Source organism: Sediminibacterium sp., assembly GCF_051861365.1.
GTDB lineage: Bacteria > Bacteroidota > Bacteroidia > Chitinophagales > Chitinophagaceae > Sediminibacterium.
On the sequence record NZ_JBHYCW010000014.1, the window covers coordinates 1 to 20,649 of the forward strand.

Annotated in this window: 17 protein-coding genes; 7 read left to right on the forward strand and 10 right to left on the reverse strand. The window is 38.2% G+C overall.

What is annotated here, in order from left to right:
- Positions 1-142: 142 nt before the first annotated feature.
- Positions 143-1,192: an endonuclease/exonuclease/phosphatase gene (locus tag ACTIEV_RS08060; protein ID WP_322196813.1), complete on the reverse strand. Its 1,050-nt coding sequence runs from the start codon at positions 1,190-1,192 to the stop codon at positions 143-145.
- Positions 1,193-1,309: 117 nt separating this feature from the next.
- Between ACTIEV_RS08060 and ACTIEV_RS08065 the strand changes: the two genes are divergently transcribed.
- The 3 genes from ACTIEV_RS08065 to htpG all read left to right on the forward strand — a co-directional run bounded on the left by ACTIEV_RS08065 (position 1,310) and on the right by htpG (position 7,482).
- Positions 1,310-3,868: a hypothetical protein gene (locus ACTIEV_RS08065; RefSeq protein WP_322196814.1), complete on the forward strand. Its 2,559-nt coding sequence runs from the start codon at positions 1,310-1,312 to the stop codon at positions 3,866-3,868.
- 12 nt (positions 3,869-3,880) lie between these two features.
- Positions 3,881-5,218 (forward strand): DUF5689 domain-containing protein, encoded by a 1,338-nt coding sequence (locus tag ACTIEV_RS08070; RefSeq protein ID WP_322196815.1) that lies wholly within the window; start codon positions 3,881-3,883, stop codon positions 5,216-5,218.
- Between the two features lie 416 nt (positions 5,219-5,634).
- Positions 5,635-7,482 carry a molecular chaperone HtpG gene (gene htpG / locus ACTIEV_RS08075; RefSeq protein ID WP_322196816.1) on the forward strand — a complete coding sequence of 616 codons (1,848 nt, stop codon included), beginning with the start codon at positions 5,635-5,637 and terminating at the stop codon, positions 7,480-7,482.
- A 167-nt stretch (positions 7,483-7,649) separates the two neighbouring features.
- Here the strand turns inward: htpG and recJ are convergent, their stop codons facing one another.
- Genes recJ through ACTIEV_RS08090 form a run of 3 tightly spaced genes read right to left on the reverse strand, consistent with a single transcriptional unit; the run spans position 7,650 to position 10,455 of the window.
- Positions 7,650-9,347, reverse strand: a complete 1,698-nt coding sequence (recJ, locus tag ACTIEV_RS08080) for a single-stranded-DNA-specific exonuclease RecJ (protein WP_322196817.1) — start codon at positions 9,345-9,347, stop codon at positions 7,650-7,652.
- Complete coding sequence (locus tag ACTIEV_RS08085; RefSeq protein WP_322196818.1) at positions 9,347-10,309, reverse strand: polyprenyl synthetase family protein; 963 nt, start codon at positions 10,307-10,309, stop codon at positions 9,347-9,349. Before ACTIEV_RS08085 ends, recJ begins: the two co-directional genes overlap by 1 nt.
- A 5-nt stretch (positions 10,310-10,314) precedes the next feature.
- Positions 10,315-10,455: a hypothetical protein gene (locus tag ACTIEV_RS08090; protein WP_178887305.1), complete on the reverse strand. Its 141-nt coding sequence runs from the start codon at positions 10,453-10,455 to the stop codon at positions 10,315-10,317.
- Positions 10,456-10,519: 64 nt separating this feature from the next.
- Here ACTIEV_RS08090 and ACTIEV_RS08095 point away from each other — a divergent pair, with 64 nt between their 5' ends.
- On the forward strand, positions 10,520-12,058 hold the full coding sequence (locus tag ACTIEV_RS08095; protein WP_322196819.1) for an OmpA family protein: 1,539 nt from the start codon (positions 10,520-10,522) through the stop codon (positions 12,056-12,058).
- Between the two features lie 177 nt (positions 12,059-12,235).
- Here ACTIEV_RS08095 and hxpB read toward each other — a convergent pair whose 3' ends face one another.
- Positions 12,236-12,901, reverse strand: coding sequence for a hexitol phosphatase HxpB (gene hxpB, locus ACTIEV_RS08100; RefSeq protein WP_322196820.1), 666 nt, complete (start codon positions 12,899-12,901; stop codon positions 12,236-12,238).
- Between the two features lie 130 nt (positions 12,902-13,031).
- On the opposite strand from hxpB, the gene ACTIEV_RS08105 reads away from it, so the two are divergent.
- Positions 13,032-13,799: a lysophospholipid acyltransferase family protein gene (locus ACTIEV_RS08105; RefSeq protein ID WP_322196821.1), complete on the forward strand. Its 768-nt coding sequence runs from the start codon at positions 13,032-13,034 to the stop codon at positions 13,797-13,799.
- 6 nt (positions 13,800-13,805) lie between these two features.
- Here ACTIEV_RS08105 and ACTIEV_RS08110 read toward each other — a convergent pair whose 3' ends face one another.
- The 5 genes from ACTIEV_RS08110 to ACTIEV_RS08130 form a co-directional block, all read right to left on the reverse strand.
- A complete protein-coding gene (locus ACTIEV_RS08110) occupies positions 13,806-14,321 on the reverse strand; it encodes an acyl-CoA thioesterase (RefSeq protein WP_178887301.1) in 516 nt (171 codons plus the stop codon).
- A 78-nt stretch (positions 14,322-14,399) separates the two neighbouring features.
- Positions 14,400-15,497 carry a mandelate racemase/muconate lactonizing enzyme family protein gene (locus tag ACTIEV_RS08115; protein WP_322196822.1) on the reverse strand — a complete coding sequence of 366 codons (1,098 nt, stop codon included), beginning with the start codon at positions 15,495-15,497 and terminating at the stop codon, positions 14,400-14,402.
- 16 nt (positions 15,498-15,513) lie between these two features.
- The gene (locus ACTIEV_RS08120) at positions 15,514-16,611 is read right to left on the reverse strand and encodes an FAD-binding domain-containing protein (RefSeq protein ID WP_322196823.1); all 1,098 of its coding nucleotides are present in this window, start codon (positions 16,609-16,611) and stop codon (positions 15,514-15,516) included.
- Positions 16,608-17,090 carry a flavin reductase family protein gene (locus ACTIEV_RS08125; protein ID WP_322196824.1) on the reverse strand — a complete coding sequence of 161 codons (483 nt, stop codon included), beginning with the start codon at positions 17,088-17,090 and terminating at the stop codon, positions 16,608-16,610. The genes ACTIEV_RS08120 and ACTIEV_RS08125 overlap by 4 nt, the downstream gene beginning before the upstream one ends.
- A 21-nt stretch (positions 17,091-17,111) precedes the next feature.
- Positions 17,112-18,608 carry a cryptochrome/photolyase family protein gene (locus ACTIEV_RS08130; protein ID WP_322196825.1) on the reverse strand — a complete coding sequence of 499 codons (1,497 nt, stop codon included), beginning with the start codon at positions 18,606-18,608 and terminating at the stop codon, positions 17,112-17,114.
- Positions 18,609-18,665: 57 nt separating this feature from the next.
- Between ACTIEV_RS08130 and ACTIEV_RS08135 the strand changes: the two genes are divergently transcribed.
- Positions 18,666-19,379 (forward strand): SDR family oxidoreductase, encoded by a 714-nt coding sequence (locus tag ACTIEV_RS08135; protein ID WP_322196826.1) that lies wholly within the window; start codon positions 18,666-18,668, stop codon positions 19,377-19,379.
- Positions 19,380-19,461: 82 nt separating this feature from the next.
- A complete protein-coding gene (locus ACTIEV_RS08140; RefSeq protein WP_322196827.1) occupies positions 19,462-20,649 on the forward strand; it encodes a proline dehydrogenase family protein in 1,188 nt (395 codons plus the stop codon).

The following is a 20,649-nucleotide window of genomic DNA, read 5'->3' on the forward strand; positions in this document are numbered from 1 at the left end:
CTTTTCGGTGCGATTTTCTTGCCCTTTTTCATAACGTTGACCTCCTTTTTTGGTCAACCTTTTTTATATACGGACAAGGACTGAATTATAGCCTTATTGATGGTATCAGCTCATATAAATGGGGATGTAAAATGCATTAAAATTATTGATTATCAACTATTTGCCTCAAAAAGACCGTGTATACAGGGAAATGGTCGCTATAACCACCCCGATATTGATTTCCCTCCCAGGTTCGCATAGGGTAGCCTTTAAAACGACCGGTGTATTCTGTCAGATAGGATTTATTGTAGATGTATTCCCGGAAAAAGAAAAATTCCCCCATCTTCCGATCCAGTAATGATTTAGATACCAGTATTTGATCAAATAGCCCCCAATTGTCTTTATGAGCCAATGTGCCGTTTCCATTTTTTAACTGTTCCACCCATGGATTATACAACTCACCTTGACGTACTTTATCAGGCTTTGAATTGGTACGCAATCCTTGAACGATGCTCTTGTCTTCCGGGTCATCATTCAAATCACCCATCACAATCATCTTAGCATCGGGTGTAATGGCCTGAATAGAATCCATATGTTTTCGGCAAATAGTTGCAGCGGCCATTCTTGCAGATGAACTTCTTTCCTCTCCCCCTCTTCTACTAGGCCAGTGATTCACATAAAGATGAAAAGTATCTGTCCTCATGATTCCTTTCACATAAAGAATATCTCTGGTGAAAGAGACGTTTTTACTTTTTTCCGGAAGAGGAACAAATATTTTTTGAGCTTCTATCGGGTCAAAAAAAGATGGTTGATATAACAATCCAACATCCACGCCTCTGAGGTCTTTTGACGAAGCATGCACGATATGATAATTTCTTTTTTTTAATAAAGGATGTTGAATCAGAAATTGCAGTACGGTATCATTCTCTATCTCCGCAACTCCTAAAATAGCTGCACCTGATTCATGGTAATCGGTTCCGATATCTTTGATAACAGATGCCAGTTTATTGAGCTTATCACGAAAAATAATCGTATTATATTTTTTTGCACCGGTGGGTGTAAACTCATCATCGTTGGTGATCGGATTATCAATAGTATCATACAGATTCTCTAGGTTATAAAAACCAATGATGGCAACCTGATAACGTTTTAGTTGTGCTTGTGCAGTTGTACATAAACAAAGCAACAGCCATACCAATAGTAGATTTTTCATAGAAAAGAGTTGATATCATTCGCTAAATACAGCTTTTACGTACCGTATTTCCCGCAAAAATGACTGGTGGTGTTTTAGGCTACTTATTAACGATTTACTTTCATTCAAATTCATACCATGCCTCTACTATTGATTCTTTTTTGTTCTGTAGGATCGGTCGTCTGTATGGAGCATCATCATTTTTCAGACACGATTCCCATTCATACTGATAGCGTATTGCTTTTACTCTTAGATCAACAACAATCAGTAGAAAATGAAGCGATACTGATGAATGAACAGGATCGGGCTCTTACCGGTTCGGTAGGTCATGCTTCACCATTGTATGCGGAAAAAGATGTGTTTCATCAAATGGCTGCTTTTCAATTCAGCGCTTTTCGCTTCAGACCAAGAGGATATGAAGCCAGTTTTAATCAAGTATTGATCAATGGTCTTAACATAAATCAATTGGATGATGGAAATCCGGCTTGGTTATTATGGAGTGGATTACAATCCGTGATGAAAAATAGTATTGAATACATGCCTGTTCGTTTTCAGGATAACTGGATGAGTTATGCAGGTAACAGTACATCTATAGATATGCGTGCCGCATCACAAAGACCACAATGGCAATGGGTATATGGATTGTCAAACAGAACGTATACGCATCGTTATCAGTTTGGGTACACAACCATTCCTAATCGTCGTGGTTGGACCTTTTCCGGTACTCTGGCCATGCGATTAGCGAAGGAATCCTGGAATACAGGTACACACTATTCTTCTATTGGATATTATTTCGCAGTAGATAAACAATTTACTCATCAACATAGATTATCTCTTGTATTATTTGGTAATAAAACGCACAATGGAAAACAAGCAGCCATTACCATTCCGGTAATGTTGCTTTTTGGAAACAGGTACAACCCTAACTGGGGTTATCAAAATGGTGTGAAAAGAAATGCAGCCATTGGTGCACAACATAAGCCTGTAATGATTTTGACACATGAATGGCAACCCAATAATCATAGTTCATGGCAAACCAGTTTAGGGTTGATGACAGGTAAGCGATCGGACACAGGATTGGATTGGTTTCAGGCAGCAGATCCCAGACCTGATTATTATCGGTACTTACCGGATTATCAAACAGATAGTTTACTGAGAGAAATGGTGAAAATGAATTTGCAAGAACAGGTAGCATTGCAACAAATCGATTGGGAAAAATTATATACCATCAATCGGAATAGTTTTGATCAGGTTGCTAATGCCAATGGAATTCAAGGGAATCTTGTAACTGGTAAACGAGCACATTATCTTTTGGAAAAAAGAATAAAGGGCTCTCATGTTTTTATCATCAGTAGTCATTACAGGAATAGATTGAATTCACAATGGCAGTTATCTACAGGTGTTCATCTCAAGGTTCAGATCAATCATCATTATAAAATTGTCGAAGACTTGCTGGGAGCCGATTTTTATGTCAACCATAATCAGTTTGCTGAAACTGATCTTCCTGCCGATCCATCCATTGTACAATACAACTTAGAAAAACCTGATCAGATCGTACACAAAGGAGATCGATATGGTTATGATTATAAAATGTTGTATTCAGCAGCAGATGCATGGATTCAATCTGAAAAAAAAAGTAAGAAACTGGACTTGATTGCAGGTATGCATTTTTCTAAGCAAAGCTTTTACAGAAAAGGGTTGATCCGAAATGGATTATTTCCTGATCATTCCAAAGGGGATGCAAAGGCAGATCATTTTTTTAATCCTATGTTCAAGATGGTATTAACCCGAAAATTCTCAGCCTATCATTCATTACTTTTTTCTATTGCAATAGGTTCAAGGGCGCCACTTGCTGAAAATATTTATTTGTCACCACGCATGCGTCATACCAAACAAGATACTATTCGGTCAGAAAAAATATTATCTGCTGAATGGATGTATCGCTTTGTTTCAAAAAAAATTCATTTCAGGATAAGTGCTTACCATACATTGATGCAAGATGGTATGAATGTATTGACGTTTTATCATGATGGGTACCGGAATTTTGTAAACTATGCGATCCGAGGTATTGATAAGCGGCATACGGGTATAGAGATAGGTATGGCATACATGCTCAATGAAAATTGGCAAATAGATATTGCTGCGTGCATAGGACATCATCGGTATATCAGTCGGCAGCAGGTTACCGTTTCATTAGATAACAATGAGTTTCTGCTGGATAAAATGGATGTGTATGCAAAAAATTTTCGAGTAGCAGGTTCTCCGCAAATGGTAATGGGTTCGGGGATTCAGTACCGAAACCAGCAAGCTTTTTTTGTTCGGTTGAACTGGAATTATTTTGATCAGCGCTGGTTAGACTTTAATCCTGTTAGGCGAACTTATGATGCTTTGCAAAGCGTTGTGTATCGATCTGATCATTGGAATAGGATTATTCATCAAACACGTTTGCCATCGGTAATTCTATTTAATGCATTTATCGGAAAAGGCTTTTCTATTAAGACGGGTTCTTCAGGTAAACGGCTTCGCTATTTCTGCTCGTTAAGCATACAAAATCTTTTGAACGAACAAGGAATAATTTCCGGTGGATATGAACAGCTTCGCTTTGATCAGGAAACCAAAAATGTAGAAAAGTTTCCTCCCAAACTCTTCTTTTCCCCGGGGCTAAATTATAGTGTATCTATTACCATGAATTTATAAATAATGACACCCATGAAATCTTTTTATTTATTTCTAATAGCATTGTTTTTCATTGTGGGCAGTATTAATTGCGAACGTCATTTTGATGAGCCACCTGAATATTCAGGACCAAGGGTCAAAGCGAATATTTCGATTACTGAAATTAAACGCTTACATATCACCAATAATTTTGAAAAAATTAATGATGACCTGATTATTGAAGGAATTGTTACTGCCAATGACAGAACAGACAACTTTTATAAGTCGATTGTGATACAAGATAGTACTGCAGGAATTACTGTTCGGTTAGATGGGTTTTCTTTATTTAATATTTATCCGATCGGGAGAAAGATTTTTATTCGCTTAAAAGGACTTTGGTTGGGAGATTATGGTGGAATGATACAGTTGGGTGCAGGGGTGAATCGATCCAATCCTCAATTTCCTGAACTCATACCCATTCCACAACCTTTGTTCGACCGGGTAATTATAAAAGGAGATCTTAATCAAAATGTATTACCGATTAAACTGAAAATACAAGACCTAAATGATTCACTTCAGAGCATGTTGGTAACGCTTACACAAGTTGAGTTTGATCATTCTGATACAGCTAAGCCCTATGCTGATGCGGTCAATAAACAGACGATTGCTCACACGCTTAGAACTTGTGGTATAGGAAGTGTTTATGTTCGTACGAGTGGATTTGCAAAATTCGCAACAGTGCTTACAGCAAGAGGACAAGGTGATATCACTGGAATATATAGTGTATTCAGAACACAAAAACAGTTATTGCTTAGAGATACAAGTGATGTGCAGATGAATGGATTGCGTTGTACAGCAACGGGACCTAAACAAATCTATGCTGAAGATTTTTCAACACAAATTTCCGATAGTCTGATATCTATTCCTAATATTAAGAATGTTAGTGAAATCGGTGGAAAGTTCTTTCTTTCTAAAGTTGTATCAGGAAATTCATGTGCAGAAATAAGTGCATTTGCAACAAGAGAGCCAATAGTGATTAGTTGGCTGGTGCTTCCGATTATCAACCTTGATTTCTCCAGTAATGAAGTGTTGCGATTTTCTACAAAAGATGGTTTTGATAATGGAGCAGTGTTACAAGTACTGGTTTCAGCCAACTACGACGGAGGTGATACACCATGGAAAGCTAAATGGACAGTATTGCCGGCAGTCATTGCAAAAGGTTCAATGAACGGCTATCCCAAAGAATGGATCAATTCAGGAGATGTAAGTTTACATCATCTGAAAGGAAAAGTACACATTGCATTTCGATATGAAGGAAATGATCCCCCCGTACAGAATGCCAAGCTTACAACAACTTTTAGAATCGATAATGTTGTTGTAACAGGCAATTAAAGAAACTCATCGGTTAAGTCATTGAGACGGCTTCTATTTGCTCGTAGATAGTGCTTTTTGTTAGGTTAAAACATTATAAAATGTCAAATTTGTATCATTTATGGGACATTATTATGTCATTTAATAAATTGGTATATCGTTCTAATGGGAAGAGTTTTTGTGTGGGTTATTGAATGATCTCCATTAGAAGTAATTTTATAGGCTCTGATTTTGAATTGCCCCTGCAAGACGAAAATCAACGCTGATGCTTAAAGATCCATCTAAGATCAGGCGCCAAAAAGATAAATCAGGCTATAATGACAATTTTTCGTTCTATCAAACATTACTCATTTTTCTCTTTGTGGATAACTTGTCAACCTGTCAGTTTCTGCTGTTTTGGTATTTTCTTTGTTCATTTGCGACAAAACAAGTGAGCCATGCAAAAAGGTCAGATTCGTGTACAAACGGAGAATATTTTCCCTATTATCAAAAAGTTCCTGTATAGTGATCATGAAATTTTCCTTCGTGAGCTGGTGAGTAATGCCGTAGATGCTTCCCAAAAGCTAAAAACACTTTCTTCTATTGGAGAAGCAAAAGGCGATATCGGTGAATTGCGTATCGATGTAGTACTTGATGCAAAAGAAAAAACATTGAGTATCATAGACCGTGGTGTGGGGATGACCGCTGAGGAGGTAGATAAGTATATCAACCAAGTGGCATTTAGTGGCGCAGAAGAATTTGTCAATAAGTACAAAGACGCGAGTATCATTGGTCATTTTGGATTGGGTTTTTACAGCGCATTCATGGTGAGTGATAAAGTGGATATCCATTCAAAAAGTTTTAAAGATGGAAGCGGGGTCTTTTGGAGTTGTGATGGCAGTCCGGAGTATGAATTGTATGAAACCGATTATAATGAGCGCGGAACTAAAATTGTATTGCATATCAATGAAGAGAGCAGAGAATTTTTAGAGGCTTCGCGTATCAAAGGTATCCTGGAACGATTCTGTAAATTTTTACCCATTTCCATTTACTTCTCTGAAGTAGGGGAGAAAAAAGAAGAGGAAGAAAAAGCGATCAATAATACCCAGCCGATCTGGATCAAAAAACCTTCGGAATTATCTAAAGAAGATTACGAAAAATTCTACCGTGAACTATATCCTTTTGGAGAAACACCACTTTTCTGGATCCATCTCAACGTAGACTACCCATTCAATTTAACGGGTGTTTTGTACTTCCCTAAGATCAAACAGAGTTATGAGATCCAAAAAGACAAGATTCAGTTGTACTGTAATCAAGTATTTGTTACGGATGAAGTAAAAGATATTGTTCCTGAGTTCCTCATGTTGTTACATGGTGTGATCGATAGTCCGGATATTCCACTGAACGTAAGTAGAAGTTATTTACAAGGTGATCCGAATGTGAAAAAAATCAATGCACATATCACCAAAAAAGTAGCTGATAAACTGGAGGAAATTTTCCGAAACGAAAGAAATTCTTTTGAAGAAAAATGGGAGAGCCTAGGATTGTTTGTGAAGTACGGTATGATGACTGATGATAAATTCTTGGAAAAGGCCAATAAGTTTCTCATCATGGAAGATGTGGAAGGAAAATTCCACACATTGGAAGAATATAAAACAGCCACTGAGGCTTTACAAAAAAATAAAGAAGGAAAACAGATCATCTTATATACCACCAATCCTGTTCAGCAAGATGCGTATGTTCAAGCATGTAAGGCGAAAGGATATGCTGTTGTGAAAATGGAAACACTGGTGGATGCAGCTTTCATTAATACCATGGAAATGAAATGGGAAAATGTAGGCTTTGTAAGAGTGGATGCTGATATCGTAGATAACTTGATTGATAAACAGGAGTCTGATCAATCTGTTTTAAATCAAGAAGAGTCAGATAAGTTAAAAGAACTGTTCACTTTGACAATTCCAGATTTACATGTGACAACTGAGATCAAAGGATTGAGTCCGGAAACAGCTCCGGTTATTGCTACACGTCCTGAATTCATGCGTCGTATGAAAGATATGGCAGGTGTTGGCGGTGGAATGACCGCCTTTTATGCTCAGATGCCTGATGAAGTAACACTCACAGTAAATGGTAATCATCCTATATATCAACAATTGCTGAAAGAAACGAATACGGATGTACAGCAAAAACAGGTTCGTAACCTTGCAGATCTGGCGTTGCTTTCACAAGGATTACTTAAAGGCAATGATCTTACCAATTTTATCAATAGAAGTGTTGAGTTGTTACAAACTGAACAAGTCAAAGCTTGATAGTATAACGATGCAATCTTATAACGGTCAGCGTATGCTGACCGTTTATTTTTACCTATATACTTATCCGAAATGATGGTAATCGCATATAACATGAGATTACTAATATTAGCATGCTGACATACACTGATTATACTATTGATGTAGATGTTAACATAAAGGTTATATCAGTTGCTTAGCCTCAGATCAATCATTTTCAGTTGAATTATTTTTTCTCCATTCCATTCATTTTCATCGAGTGTAAAAACGAGGTCAAGGGGTTGTTGCCGTTGTAGTAATTCGAATTTATTCGCCATATTAAAACCGATACCTGTAAGGGTAATGTTTCTTTGTTTTACAACGAATCGGATATGCTGTTCTTTTACAATTTTTGAAAAACCGGTATCGTATACTTTCTCTGCAATGAAAATAGGTCGCATATTATCCGGACCAAATGGCTCCATTTGCGTAAGTATACTATAAAGTATAGGTGTGATCGATTCAAAGTGAATAGGTGCGTCAATAATAATTTCAGGGATGAGTTGTTCCGGTTGTATTTGTTCTTGTACAGCTTTTTCAAAAGCGGCGGCGAAATCATCCACTTTCTCTGGTAATAAAGTCATACCGGCTGCAGCAAAATGTCCTCCATATCCTAGGAGATGTTCTCGGCAAGCATGAATGGCTTCATACAAATTAAATCCTGCAACACTGCGAGCACTACCGGCAATATAATCTCCACTTTTGGTCAATACGACTGTTGGTCTATAATGTTTTTCAATCAATCTACTGGCAACGATTCCTACTACACCTTTATGCCAATGTTCTTGATAAACAACTGTAGTTTTTTTATTTGCAAATGTTGGATCGGCTTCAATTAAAGCTAATGCTTCTTCTGTTATAGTGCTATCTGCTTCTCTGCGATCTGCATTATCACTGTGTAGCATTTCAGCAAAAGCCATGGCTTTAACAGGATCTTTTTCAATAAAGAGCTGAACTGCTTTTTTTGCATCATCCATTCTGCCTGCAGCATTCACCCTTGGTGCAATTATGAAAACCAGATTGGTGATATGCATTTTTTTCTGAACAGCAGCCAGCTGCATCAAAGCTTTGATACCCGCACAAGGATTTTGATTTACTTTCTCCAGACCGTAATAAGCAAGTATTCGATTTTCTCCATTAATCGGAACAATATCAGCAGCGATGGCCGTTGCCACCAGATCTAGGTATGCGAAATGTGTCGTCTCCGGTAGGGACAATTTTTCACTAATGGCTGTCATTAACTTAAAACCTACGCCACATCCACACAATTCTTTGTAGGGGTATGTACAATCAACTTGTTTAGGATTCAGAATGGCGACAGCAGGAGGTAATTCCTGATCAGGCAAGTGGTGATCACAAATAATAAAGTCGATGTGAAGTGCTTTTGCATAAGCAATCAAATCAACTGATTTGATACCACAGTCAAGCGAAATGATAAGTGAAACACCGGTTTCTTTTGCATAATCAATCCCCATTTTTGAAACGCCATATCCTTCACGATAACGATGGGGGATATAAAAATCAACCTGGTCATAAATAGAAGACAGATACTGATACATGGATGCAACAGCTGTTGTACCATCGACGTCATAATCTCCAAAAACAAGCACTTTTTCGTGCTGTTGAAAAGCGTTAAGTATTCTGGATACAGCTTTATCCATGTCCTTCATCATCCATGGACTATGCAGTTGCGATAGCTGTGGTCTAAAAAAATCTTTTGCTTTTTCGTAAGTGTCAATGCCTCGTTGAACCAGAATCGCGCAAAGTGTTTTATTGATTTTCAATACCTCATGAAGAGATGAAGTTTTCTCGGCATTGGTATCTAATATGTTCCATCTTTTGGTCATCAATAATTCCTGTCTGTTGTATAACGAACCAGTTCTTCCAATGCATCCCTGAAAGGAGAAGCGGGGAATTGATACAATATTTCTAAAGCCTCATCACGGAAGGCAAACATTTTTTGCGTAGCGTATGCAATACCTCCTGTCGCAATCACACTGTCAATTACAAATTTTACTTTGTCTTTTTGTGTATTCTCATTTTTGATGATATAGATGATCTTTCTTCTGATATCTGCTGAGCATTGATTGAGGGTGTAGATCAGCGGTAGGGTTAGTTTTTTCTCTTTAATATCATTGCCTGTAGGTTTCCCTATATCATCCGATCCATAATCAAAGAGATCATCTTTGATTTGAAATGCCATCCCTACTTTTTCACCGAAGAGTCTCATTTTTTCTACGTCTTGTTGATTGGTAAAAGTAGTGGATGCCCCTGCGGCGCAGGCGGAGGCTAAAAGAGAGGCGGTTTTTCCATTAATTATTTCGTAATAAATGGATTCTTGTAGGTTTAGTTTTCTGGCTTTTTCTATCTGGAGTAATTCACCCTCACTCATGAGTCTTACTGCTTCAGATAAAATTCTAAGTACTTCATGATCCTTATTATTCAACGATAATAAAAGTCCTTTTGAGAGCAGATAATCGCCTACAAGAACAGCAATTTTGTTTTTCCAAAGTGCATTAATCGAAAAGAAACCACGACGTTCCATAGCGTCATCAACCACATCATCATGTACCAAGGTGGCGGTATGGAGAAGTTCTACCAGAGAGGCAGCTCTATAAGTGCTATCATTGACTTCACCGCCCAATCGGGCACTTAGCAATACGAACATGGGTCTTAACTGCTTACCTTTCCGTTTTACGATATACTGCATAATACGGTCTAATAAAGCCACCCTGCTTTTGACAGCTTCTCGGAAATGCCCTTCAAATTGAACCAGTTCCTCTGATATTACTTTTTTAGCTAATTCCATCGTTCTTAATAAGTTGCAATATAGCCATCGTAAGCAACAATCGGTTGCCGGATGCAGCGTTCTGCGTTGAAATTGAGTCTGGTATGAATATTGTTAGTGAAAAGATTAAACAATATATTTGTATAAATATTGCCGATTTGTTTCATAATATGTAAATTTGCAATGTTTCTCGAAGTAAAAGAAGTTCTTATTAAATATCAATCAATAATTATGGCAAGCAAAAAGAACATTTTAACACTGGCACTGATCGTTCTGATACAGTCGATCGGTATGGCTCAAACAGATTGGGGATGGGATTGGAAAGATACTTCCAAAATTTCTGTAAAGAAATTACCCCAGCATAATGAGTTTCTGAATAACCAGTACCCTTATCCGGCAGCTCCACGTAATCAGTGGGAATTAGGATTTGGTGTAGGTGCTTCATCTATTACAGGAGATATCAAATCTAAAACAGGGTTTGGTGCTACTGTTTCTTTGCGTAAAGCATTGAATCATACCTTTTCTGTAAGAACCGGCTTGACTGGTTTGTGGAATTCAGGTACAGCAAATGCTTTTCAGGCAGCAGTAGGTCGTCCTGATTACAAAAACAAAACTTACCAGTTAGGTGTTGATGTAATTGCATCATTAAACGCTGCCAGTCATTATCGCGGCAACCCTAAAACCAATGTTTACGTTTTAGCAGGTTATGCATTAAGTGCTTCTAACGTAATGTATAGAAGACCTGGGGGTGCACAGCCAGGTGGTTACAGCTTCTTCTACGGGTACAACCAAAATGAGGTTTTCCCCAATAGTCAAGCAGGTACCATCACAACATTTGGTGGCGCTACTATTAACGGAAGACAAGCATATACTCTTTACCATGGTCTTAATTTAGGTTTTGGTATTGCTTTCAAAATGAGCAAAAAAGTGAATATTGGTCTTGAACACAAATACACTTTCACAGTTCCTGGTTATGACTTTTTAGATGGAGTTAGAGCCGGTAACAATAATGATTATTTTGGCTTTACCAGTGCACGTGTGAATGTAAACATCGGTAATTCTTCTAAGAAAGTTCAGCCTTTGTGGTGGCTCAATCCAAACAACTTCGTTTATAGCGAGTTGAATTCTCCATCTCACATGAAGATGCCTAAAGTGGTTCTTCCTGATGCCGATAAAGATGGTGTTACTGATCAGTTTGATCTTGAGCCTAACACACCTGCTGGTGCTCCAGTTGATACACATGGTCGTGCGAAAGATACTGACGGTGACGGTGTTCCTGATTACAAAGACAAGGAACTGTTGACTGCTCAAAAATGTTTCCCTGTAAACAATGATGGTATCGGTACTTGTCCTGAGCCTGCATGTTGCAAAGAGATCAAAGACATGATCGCTAACATGAAGCCTGCAGAAGCTACACCTCAGTGTAACATCGGTAGCTTACCAAGCATTCAGTTCAAAGGAAAAGCAACACTTTCTAAGGATGCTCAAAACATTCTGACTGGTGTGGCTGCAAGAATCAATGCTAATCCGGCTTGTAATATTAAAGTAATCGGATACGGTGCATCAAGCAAAGCTGCTCAGCAGTTGAGCTGGGATCGTGTAAATGCAGTGATTAAATACTTGGTTGAAAAGCAGGGTGTTTCTGAAAATCGTTTCATCTTCACTTATGGTCAAGATGGCGATGCTAATACAGTTGATCTTCAAGGTACACTGGAAGCTGGTCCAAATACAGTACCTGCCCCACATCCAAATTTGAAAAGCAGAAACTAATCATTAGTTAGTTATCTATATAAAGAGGAGGCTGTATCAAAAGTCCGATACAGCCTCTTTTTATTCGGGTACCTGATGGAGAAAGTTTTCATTTAGGCGATTCTCAAAGCCTTCTTTTTACTTTTGAGACTTCCTCCTCTTTTTTTAGTCAATAGACCATAGTCCATGGTCCATGGACTATGGTCTATTGACTAAATCAAAATGAAGCTCTCCAAAATTTTGTAGGGATGATAATTTCAAATCAGCAGTCCCCCATCTTTCATCCTTTAGTTGAGACACATGTGGTACGATGACACATTTCATGCGGGCAGCTTTTGCTGCAATCAGTCCATTAAAAGAATCTTCAAAACAAATACAATTTGTAGGCGTGCTACCCAATAATTCTGCACAATTCAGGTATACTTGAGGATGTGGTTTTCCATATGCTAAATCTTCTGCAGAAGCTGTAGCATGAAGGTATTTGCTGATTCCCGCGATTTTGACAACCAGATCAATCAAAGAAGGGGGAGAAGAAGTAGCGAGACCAATTTTAAATGATTTGCGCTGGAAAAAGTCGAAAATATAATCTACTCCGGGCATGATTTTTCCTTTCTTTTCGATCTTATGTAATACCAGTTCCACTATTTTTTGTTCCGCACGTTTCATTTCGGGTTCACCAATATTAAAGTACTGAAACCACCATTGAACAAATTCCTTGGTTCTAAGTCCAGTTGTACTTTTATACTGCTCTTCCGTCATATTCACTCCATACTGTTGAAACAATTCGGTAGCGGCTTCATTCCAAAGCGGTTCACTGTCGATCAAAAGTCCATCAATGTCAAAAATCACCGTATTCAATTCCATAATTTGCTTTTACAGCGCAAAAGTATCTTTCCACTTCTATTTTTTGAACCTCTGGAGCTCATTTTTTGAACAATCACTTAACAATTTGATTACATTTCTTATTTTGCACGACTTGCCAACTATCAACCCTATGCGATTAACTGAACGCCTAAAGCATATTAAAGTTATCCGTTCGATTGTATACGCTGTTGTAGGAATCTTTTCTTACCCTGGTCTAGCTATCGTTAATAAGATAAAGATCGAAGGAACAGAGCATCTGGAGCGTTTACCCAGACAAAATGTATTGTTTGTCAGCAATCACCAGACTTATTTTGCAGATGTCATTGCCTTCATTCATATTTTTTGTGCAGTAAAATGGAGGAAACAGAATAAACTCGGACTTCCTTTTTATTTATTGAACCCGTTTACCAATGTATACTTTGTGGCAGCAGAAGAAACCATGAACGGGAACTGGTTAAGTCGTTTATTTAAGTTAGGTGGAGCACTTACTGTTAAAAGAACATGGCGAGCAGAGGGAAAAGAGGTTCAAAGAAATCGTGATGAGTCTGATACGCAGAAAATTGATGAGGCATTGGATAAAAGTTGGGTGATCACTTTTCCTCAGGGTACTACAAAACCCTTTGCTCCCGGAAGAAAAGGAACAGCCCATATTATCAAAAACAACCAACCGGTAGTAGTACCTGTTGTTATTAATGGATTTTGGAGAGCTTTTAATAAAAAAGGATTGGCATTCAAGAAAAAAGGCTCTGTGTTATCCATTCGATTCAAGGAACCCATGATCATTGATTATACCCAACCCATTGATGTTATTCTAGACCAAGTTATGGACGCGATAGAACAAAGCAAAGATTATATGCTCAAGGGAAGGCACCATTTATTAAGCGTTCTGGATAAGTAATGAGCACTAATCTTTAATAAAGAGTGCTTTCAGTTCATTGGCATCATCAGGCTTCATTTTGCCGGCTAGGATCAAGCGAATTTGTCTTCTTCTTAAAGCGCCATCAAACAATCGCTTTTCTTCCTCTGTTTCAGGAATCAATTCAGGCACTCTCCTTGGTTTTCCGTTTGGGTCTAATGCAACAAAAGTGAAGAAGGCTTCATTGCTCTCATATTTATATTGATGTAGCAGATCCTCTCCCCATACTTTGATATGGATTTCCATGGAAGTATTGAATGCGCGACAAACCTTGGCTTCAATATGTACCACATTTCCCAATTTGATAGGATTTTTAAAGCTTAAGTTATCTACAGATGCGGTCATACTAGGTGTATTGCAATGTCTGCCTGCAGCAATACCCGCAGCAATATCCATCCAGTACATCAAACGACCACCCATTAGATTTCCGAAAGTATTGGTATCGTTCGGGAGTACCAATTCGTTCATGATGGTAAAACTCTCACTCACTTTTTTCCCTTCCATGATTGTTTAAATTTCGTCAAAGATAAGGTAGAAGGGGGAGTCCTTGAAGAAGGACTGTGAATGATGTGTATGCGCTTACTAGATAATGATGTATGCTAACTTTGATAGATATTGATCATTAACATCAGCGCCAATTCCGTAAGCATCAGTTAGTTGCAGCTCCATGCCTGCATATGAGACGCCTCCTTTTACAGGGTCTTCTTGATGTCCTAGTAAACAGGTATCTAAATCATAGAATTTAATATTCTCCATAGCCATTGCAAAATGTACTTTAGCGGTGAGTGCTATTCTGCTTTCTAACATGCCTCCTAACATACACTGAATATGATGCTGTTCAGCTATTTCATTGATACGTATCGCTTCTCGGATGCCCCCGCTTTTTGCAAATTTGATATTGATATAATGACAAGCATTGTTTCTAATAATTCTTGCTGCATCATGATGCGTAAACACGCTTTCATCAGCCATAATGGGTATGGGAGATATTTTACAAAGCTCAGGCAATAAGTGATCATTCCATTTTCGCATGGGCTGTTCACAGAACTGAATATCGTATTGCCCCATTAAAGTCAAAGCAGTGACTGCATCCTCAAAAGACCAACCCTGATTGGCATCGATTCTTAGAATAATGGTATCTCCAATAGCATTTCTTATTTTTTTGATACGTTCTATATCAGTAGCAACATCTTTACCCAATTTCACTTTGATCATATGCACACCTCTTTGCTTAAAGGAAAGAGCAGTTTCAGCCATTGTTTCCGGATCAGCAATACCAATGGTAAGATCACTTTCAATACTTTTTTGCTGACCACCTAAAAACTGATAGAGTGGTTGTTTTGCATGTTTTGCTGAGATATCATACAGTGCTAGATCAAAAGCACTTTTGGCAGTGTAATTGCCGGCTGTAAAAAGGTCTAATTCATGCAAACGCTCATCTATTGATAATGGATCTTTTCCTTTCCAAAGTTTGGCAAAATCTTTTGCCATTTCATAGCAAGTGGCTTGCGTTTCTGCAGCGATCATGGGAAAGGCAGAACATTCACCCACTCCAGTGATACCCTCACTGGTATGTACTCTTATGAAAATATTCTGCGCATAATGCATGGTGCCTGTAGCGATCGTAAAGGGCACCATGGGAATAGAATACTTATAAATCTCTGTTTCTGTAATGGTCATTTGCGAATTTCTGAAATTATCGCAAATACTTTTCACATTTCTTCCAATAAGCGAAGAAAGAAGGATAGTATCCTGTTACTTCAGGAAACATCCATTTTCTGGGTTCTTGAATTCCTTTATAATGTTGGGTGATTGGGTGTTCTTTGTAATAAATTGTGGCGTTAGAAAATTTTTCTTGTAATGATTGAAATGATCCTGTAAATAATTTGATATGAGGGATGTTTTGTTTCGCCAAATCGATGATAAATGATAATACTTTTTCGCTGACAGGATATTTCTCAAAATGAGTAGGTTCTAATAAAAGAATTCTTTGTCCGGGCTCTCCCTGATGCCATTCAGGGTCCAGTTGATAACCATTGTAAACAAAGACATTCTTTTCATGCTCATCGATCCGATCAGATTCAGGCAAAACGGTTGCTAAGGATAGTGTATTTTTTTCTTTTAGTATTTCCGGGACTTCTAAATCTTCAAAAGCATCATATGGTACAGAAAGAAAACTGTTCATTTGATTGGTTCCTGTATACTTGTTGATATTTTCTTGATTTGCCACATATTTTTTACTGCTAAAACTTCCCGCTACCCATTGCCAGCTTAAAGCGTTACTGGCAAGATCTCCATCCAATAAATGATAGTACATCCATTGTGATGGTAATCGCCAATGTGCTTTTCCAATATTACAACTCAGCATGGAAGTATACATACGAAGATGGTTGTGCATGTATCCGGTTGCATATAAAGTTTCAATACCCTTGTCTATTGCTTGTATTCCTGTTGCAGCTTTTAAAACAGCAACAGGCATTTGAAAATGATTGACTTGAGGCTGCTCTTGTTTAAGATCTGAAAAGATAAGATCGCCTTTAGCTTGCCATACACGTTGATAATATTCTCGCCAAGCCAGTTCCTGTAATAGTTTTTCTGATTGATAGGCAGTGTGTCGTTCTAATATGGATGATTGAATTTGCGATAAAGAAATGACACCTCTTGATAAATAAGGAGACAGTCTTGTAACAGCCCCCGTTAAGAAATTTCTTGTCTTGGCGTAAGCTATGGGATTGATTGCTGCAATATGGTTTTGAATAACTGATAATTCTGTAGGGAATGTTTGATTACTCATATTCTAATCAGTTTATGCGCTCTAAGGGTGTCTAGTGTCAATGGGTCTCCTTCATTGAGATTTTTATATTGTACTACATTACACAGAAATCCGGTATGATCGCCACCGGGAAAACTGCTGATAGTGCTCAATAATATGACTGCTAAAGCATCTTTTAAAACAGGAAATCCATTCCATTCTGTGATGAGTTTTCTTTTTTCTAATCGCTCTATCTTATTGAATTGATGTCCCGATTTTTTACCTAATAAATCTACCAGTCGGTATTGTTTTTCGGATAGCAGTTGTAGAACAAACTCCTTATGACCTACAACATTCTCCAATGTCTTAGTGCCTTCATAAATACCACAAACAAAACGTTTTGGGTTCATGCTGATCTGGTTGGCGTAAGTAATGATATGCATATTGAAATTCCCTTTCCCATCCTTGCTAGAGATGGAATAAACAGGAAGATTCACTCGATTCCAGGGTCTTTTTGGCATACATGATTTTTTGAGTAGTGATTAAGCAAGAGAAGCCAGAAATATTTCAGCTGTTTTCAAATGTTCCTGCTTTTTTTCTTCTTTCATTTTATCAAAAGTTTTAACGAGCATTCCCAGCCTGGGATTTTGTAAAAAAAAATCTCGATGCACATGCATGAAACGCCAGAACAATCCATCCCATACTTGTTGCCAATTTCCTTTTTCATAGTTGCTCATTTTCATGATGTAGTTACTGCCACTGATATAAGGCTTGGTAGTCATGAGTCCGCCATCAGCAAATTGCGTCATACCATATACATTCGGAACCATCACCCAATCATAGGAATCAATAAAGAGCTCCATAAACCAGCGATATACTTCATCGGGATCAAACTCGCAGAGTAACATAAAATTTCCCAAGATCATCAAACGTTCAATATGATGGGCATAACCACTTTTTAATACTTTCTTGATGACGTCATCAACAGGTACTATGCCGGTAGTTCCTGTCCAAAATGATGCAGGTATTTTTCTTGTAAAACCCCAGTAGTTACGAGTTCTTTGTTTCACATTCTCACGTTGATACACGGCCCTAATGAACTCCCGCCATCCAAGTACCTGTCTGATAAATCCTTCCAAAGAATTTAGAGGGATGTCTTGTTGACTACCGGTTTCCAAAGCAGACTCGATGATGGTATTCGGATCCAGTAAGCCAATATTCAACATTGGGGTAAGAACGCTATGATGTAAAATAGAAGCACCTTTCACCATGGCATCTTCATAAGGGCCAAACAATGCAAATCTATCTTTAAAAAAAGCCTGTAGCCATTGTTGTGCTTCGGAATGTGTAACAGGATAAAAGTGAGGCGAATCACCAAAAGGGTTTCCTGCATTACCCGGATTATTCGGGTAATGTTTTTGAATATAATGGATGGCTTCTTCTACGTATGGATTGATAGAGGGAAATGGGTGATAGGGTTCCGGTGTATTCTTGGGATATTTTTCTCGGTTATCTGTGTCAAAAGTCCATTTACCACCGAGGGCTTGTCCTTGATCTGTTAGCAGTATATTTCTTTGTTTTCTTTGATGGATATAAAAATCAGTCTGGAAATAGCTTTTCTTACCGACAAAATATTCATTGATTGCTTCTGGGGTATTAATGAAGTTGGGATTGTGATAAAGGAACAATTCAATATCATTTTTTTCACAAGCGTGTTGTATTCGTTTCAGCAACCACTCATCTGTTGGGTCTGTAACATGTATGGTACGGATGCCTTTTTGTGCCAGTACAGGAATGCATTGACGGATATCGGCATTGGGGTCGGTTGCAGAAATATAAGATACTGTAAATCCTTTTTTGATTAACACTTCGGCATATGCTTTCATTGAAGCCCGATGTAAAATGAGTTTTTGTTGATGGAATGAATATTGGTTGAAAAAAAGAAATTCCTCTATGAGGTACACTTCTCTTCTTGTAGCAAGTGCTTTGTTTTTTTCGAATAATTGATGTGGAAACAGCAGTGATATTTCGGCATTCATACTGGTATCCAAAACAAAATGAGCCGCTTATTGTTTATAAACCCATAAATTCTTGTTATGGAATCACTGAAAGGCAAAAAAGTATTGTTGATAGGCGCCTCAGGAGGCATTGGTATGCGATTGGCCAAATTACTGACCGGCTCAGGTGCTATCGTATTCATAACAGGAAGAAACCGGGAAAAATTAGCGGTAGCCGGTGAGCAGGCGGGTATTCCTTCGAACAGACAATTTCAGATGGATTTAACTCATGAAGCAGCTGTCTATGATACCATTGGTGTCATTCAACAAGATGGTCCGATAGATATCCTGATCAATGCGGCAGGAATCGGTATTATTAAGTCGATGGATACACTAACCACTGAGGATTTTATCAACACTCTTCAGGTGAACTTAATTGGCAGTTTTTGGGTAACCAAGGCTGTTTTGGCGGCTATGAAAGAAGCGAAAAAAGGGTTGATCATTCATATTCCCGGGGTATTGGGAAAAGTCCCTATGGCCGGTGCTGCCGCCTATAGTGCCAGTAAATATGGACTTGTGGGGATGATGCAAAGTATTCGTGAGGAGCTGAAAAGGACAGAAATACGTATCACCAATTTATTTTTAGGAGGTGTGGATAGTCCTTTCTGGGATACCATTGATCTTCGGGTTCAACGTGATAAGATGGTAGTAGCCGAAGAGGCAGCCAAAGCCATATGGTTCCTTTGTCAGCAGCCGGCCAGTGGAGTAGTTAGCGAAATGGTATTACAGCCGTTCAACCATCAGGCTATTTAATCGTCAGTTCTTCTTTTGCTGTATAAAATCTTTTTTTTAAACGTTACAGCACCGATATTCGCAGTACGAACGAATGTTAGCAATGAATATCTCTTTTGACAATACCGAGAATGCTTTCGAATACAAATCGAACAAGGAACTGAAAAGTGCAAAATTCCTATTCAGTACCATGGGTTATCCCTGGTTTGTACAATTGGGTACGCGGCTAACACCCTTTATCATGAAAACAGGATTGCCCGTACATGGTATCATCCGTAAAACAATTTTCAAACAATTTGTAGGTGGAGAAACACTGGAAGAAACAGCAGGTGTGGGAGCTGTATTGGGAAAATATGGTGTTCAGGTGATTTTAGATTATGGGGTGGAAGGAAAAGAAGGAGAAGACAGTTTCGATCATGCCACTGAAGAATTTATTCGCGTCATCAATTATGCTGCTACGCAAACCAATATTCCATTTATCAGTATAAAAGTTACCGGACTCGCTCGTTTCGCTTTATTACAAACACTCAATGAAGCTCCTCGTTTACGCAGTGGTATTCATGATCATGAAGCCGAAATTGATGAATGGGACAGGGTTCGGGAACGTATGTATGCCATTTGTGAGATTGCATCTGAAAAAAATATCGGTGTATTGGTAGATGCGGAAGAGAGTTGGATACAAGATCCAATCGATAGACTTACCATGGAAATGATGGAGATCTTTAATAAGGGAAAAGTAGTGGTGTATAATACCATTCAATTGTATCGTCACGATCGTTTACATTTCCTGAAACTTTCTCATCAGATCGCACAACAAAAAGGGTTTAAGCTGGGGGTTAAGTTGGTTCGTGGTGCCTATATGGAAAAAGAACGGGCAAGAGCCAAAGAAATGGGTTATCCTTCTCCTATACAACCCGATAAAGAAGCTTCAGATAAAGATTATGATTTGGCAGTACGTTACTGTATTGATCATTTAGATCAAATTGCTGTAATTATTGCTTCACATAATGAAGCTAGTAACTTATTGACGGCTGAATTATTGGATCAAAAAAATATACCACATAACCATCCACATATACATTTTTCTCAGTTATATGGGATGAGCGATAATATCACATTTAACCTTGCCAAAGAGGGGTTTAGTGTGAGCAAATACCTGCCTTTTGGTCCTATTAGAGATGTTATTCCCTATTTGATGCGTCGTGCACAGGAAAATAGTAGTGTTAGTGGACAAACAGGTCGCGAATTGTCATTGATAAAAAGAGAGTTGGCACGCAGAAAATCAGCGTAG

What these genes read in the sequence shown, in the direction of transcription:
- ACTIEV_RS08140 (WP_322196827.1), top strand. Translation starts at nt 19,462, where the DNA reads ATGAATATCTCTTTTGACAATACCGAGAATGCTTTCGAATACAAATCG.
- ACTIEV_RS08120 (WP_322196823.1), bottom strand. Translation starts at nt 16,611, where the DNA reads ATGAGTAATCAAACATTCCCTACAGAATTATCAGTTATTCAAAACCAT.
- ACTIEV_RS08095 (WP_322196819.1), top strand. Translation starts at nt 10,520, where the DNA reads ATGGCAAGCAAAAAGAACATTTTAACACTGGCACTGATCGTTCTGATA.
- ACTIEV_RS08125 (WP_322196824.1), bottom strand. Translation starts at nt 17,090, where the DNA reads ATGCCAAAAAGACCCTGGAATCGAGTGAATCTTCCTGTTTATTCCATC.
- ACTIEV_RS08110 (WP_178887301.1), bottom strand. Translation starts at nt 14,321, where the DNA reads ATGGAAGGGAAAAAAGTGAGTGAGAGTTTTACCATCATGAACGAATTG.
- ACTIEV_RS08105 (WP_322196821.1), top strand. Translation starts at nt 13,032, where the DNA reads ATGCGATTAACTGAACGCCTAAAGCATATTAAAGTTATCCGTTCGATT.
- htpG (WP_322196816.1), top strand. Translation starts at nt 5,635, where the DNA reads ATGCAAAAAGGTCAGATTCGTGTACAAACGGAGAATATTTTCCCTATT.
- ACTIEV_RS08115 (WP_322196822.1), bottom strand. Translation starts at nt 15,497, where the DNA reads ATGACCATTACAGAAACAGAGATTTATAAGTATTCTATTCCCATGGTG.
- ACTIEV_RS08090 (WP_178887305.1), bottom strand. Translation starts at nt 10,455, where the DNA reads ATGAAACAAATCGGCAATATTTATACAAATATATTGTTTAATCTTTTC.
- hxpB (WP_322196820.1), bottom strand. Translation starts at nt 12,901, where the DNA reads ATGGAATTGAATACGGTGATTTTTGACATTGATGGACTTTTGATCGAC.
- ACTIEV_RS08085 (WP_322196818.1), bottom strand. Translation starts at nt 10,309, where the DNA reads ATGGAATTAGCTAAAAAAGTAATATCAGAGGAACTGGTTCAATTTGAA.
- recJ (WP_322196817.1), bottom strand. Translation starts at nt 9,347, where the DNA reads ATGACCAAAAGATGGAACATATTAGATACCAATGCCGAGAAAACTTCA.
- ACTIEV_RS08060 (WP_322196813.1), bottom strand. Translation starts at nt 1,192, where the DNA reads ATGAAAAATCTACTATTGGTATGGCTGTTGCTTTGTTTATGTACAACT.
- ACTIEV_RS08135 (WP_322196826.1), top strand. Translation starts at nt 18,666, where the DNA reads ATGGAATCACTGAAAGGCAAAAAAGTATTGTTGATAGGCGCCTCAGGA.
- ACTIEV_RS08065 (WP_322196814.1), top strand. Translation starts at nt 1,310, where the DNA reads ATGCCTCTACTATTGATTCTTTTTTGTTCTGTAGGATCGGTCGTCTGT.
- ACTIEV_RS08130 (WP_322196825.1), bottom strand. Translation starts at nt 18,608, where the DNA reads ATGAATGCCGAAATATCACTGCTGTTTCCACATCAATTATTCGAAAAA.
- ACTIEV_RS08070 (WP_322196815.1), top strand. Translation starts at nt 3,881, where the DNA reads ATGAAATCTTTTTATTTATTTCTAATAGCATTGTTTTTCATTGTGGGC.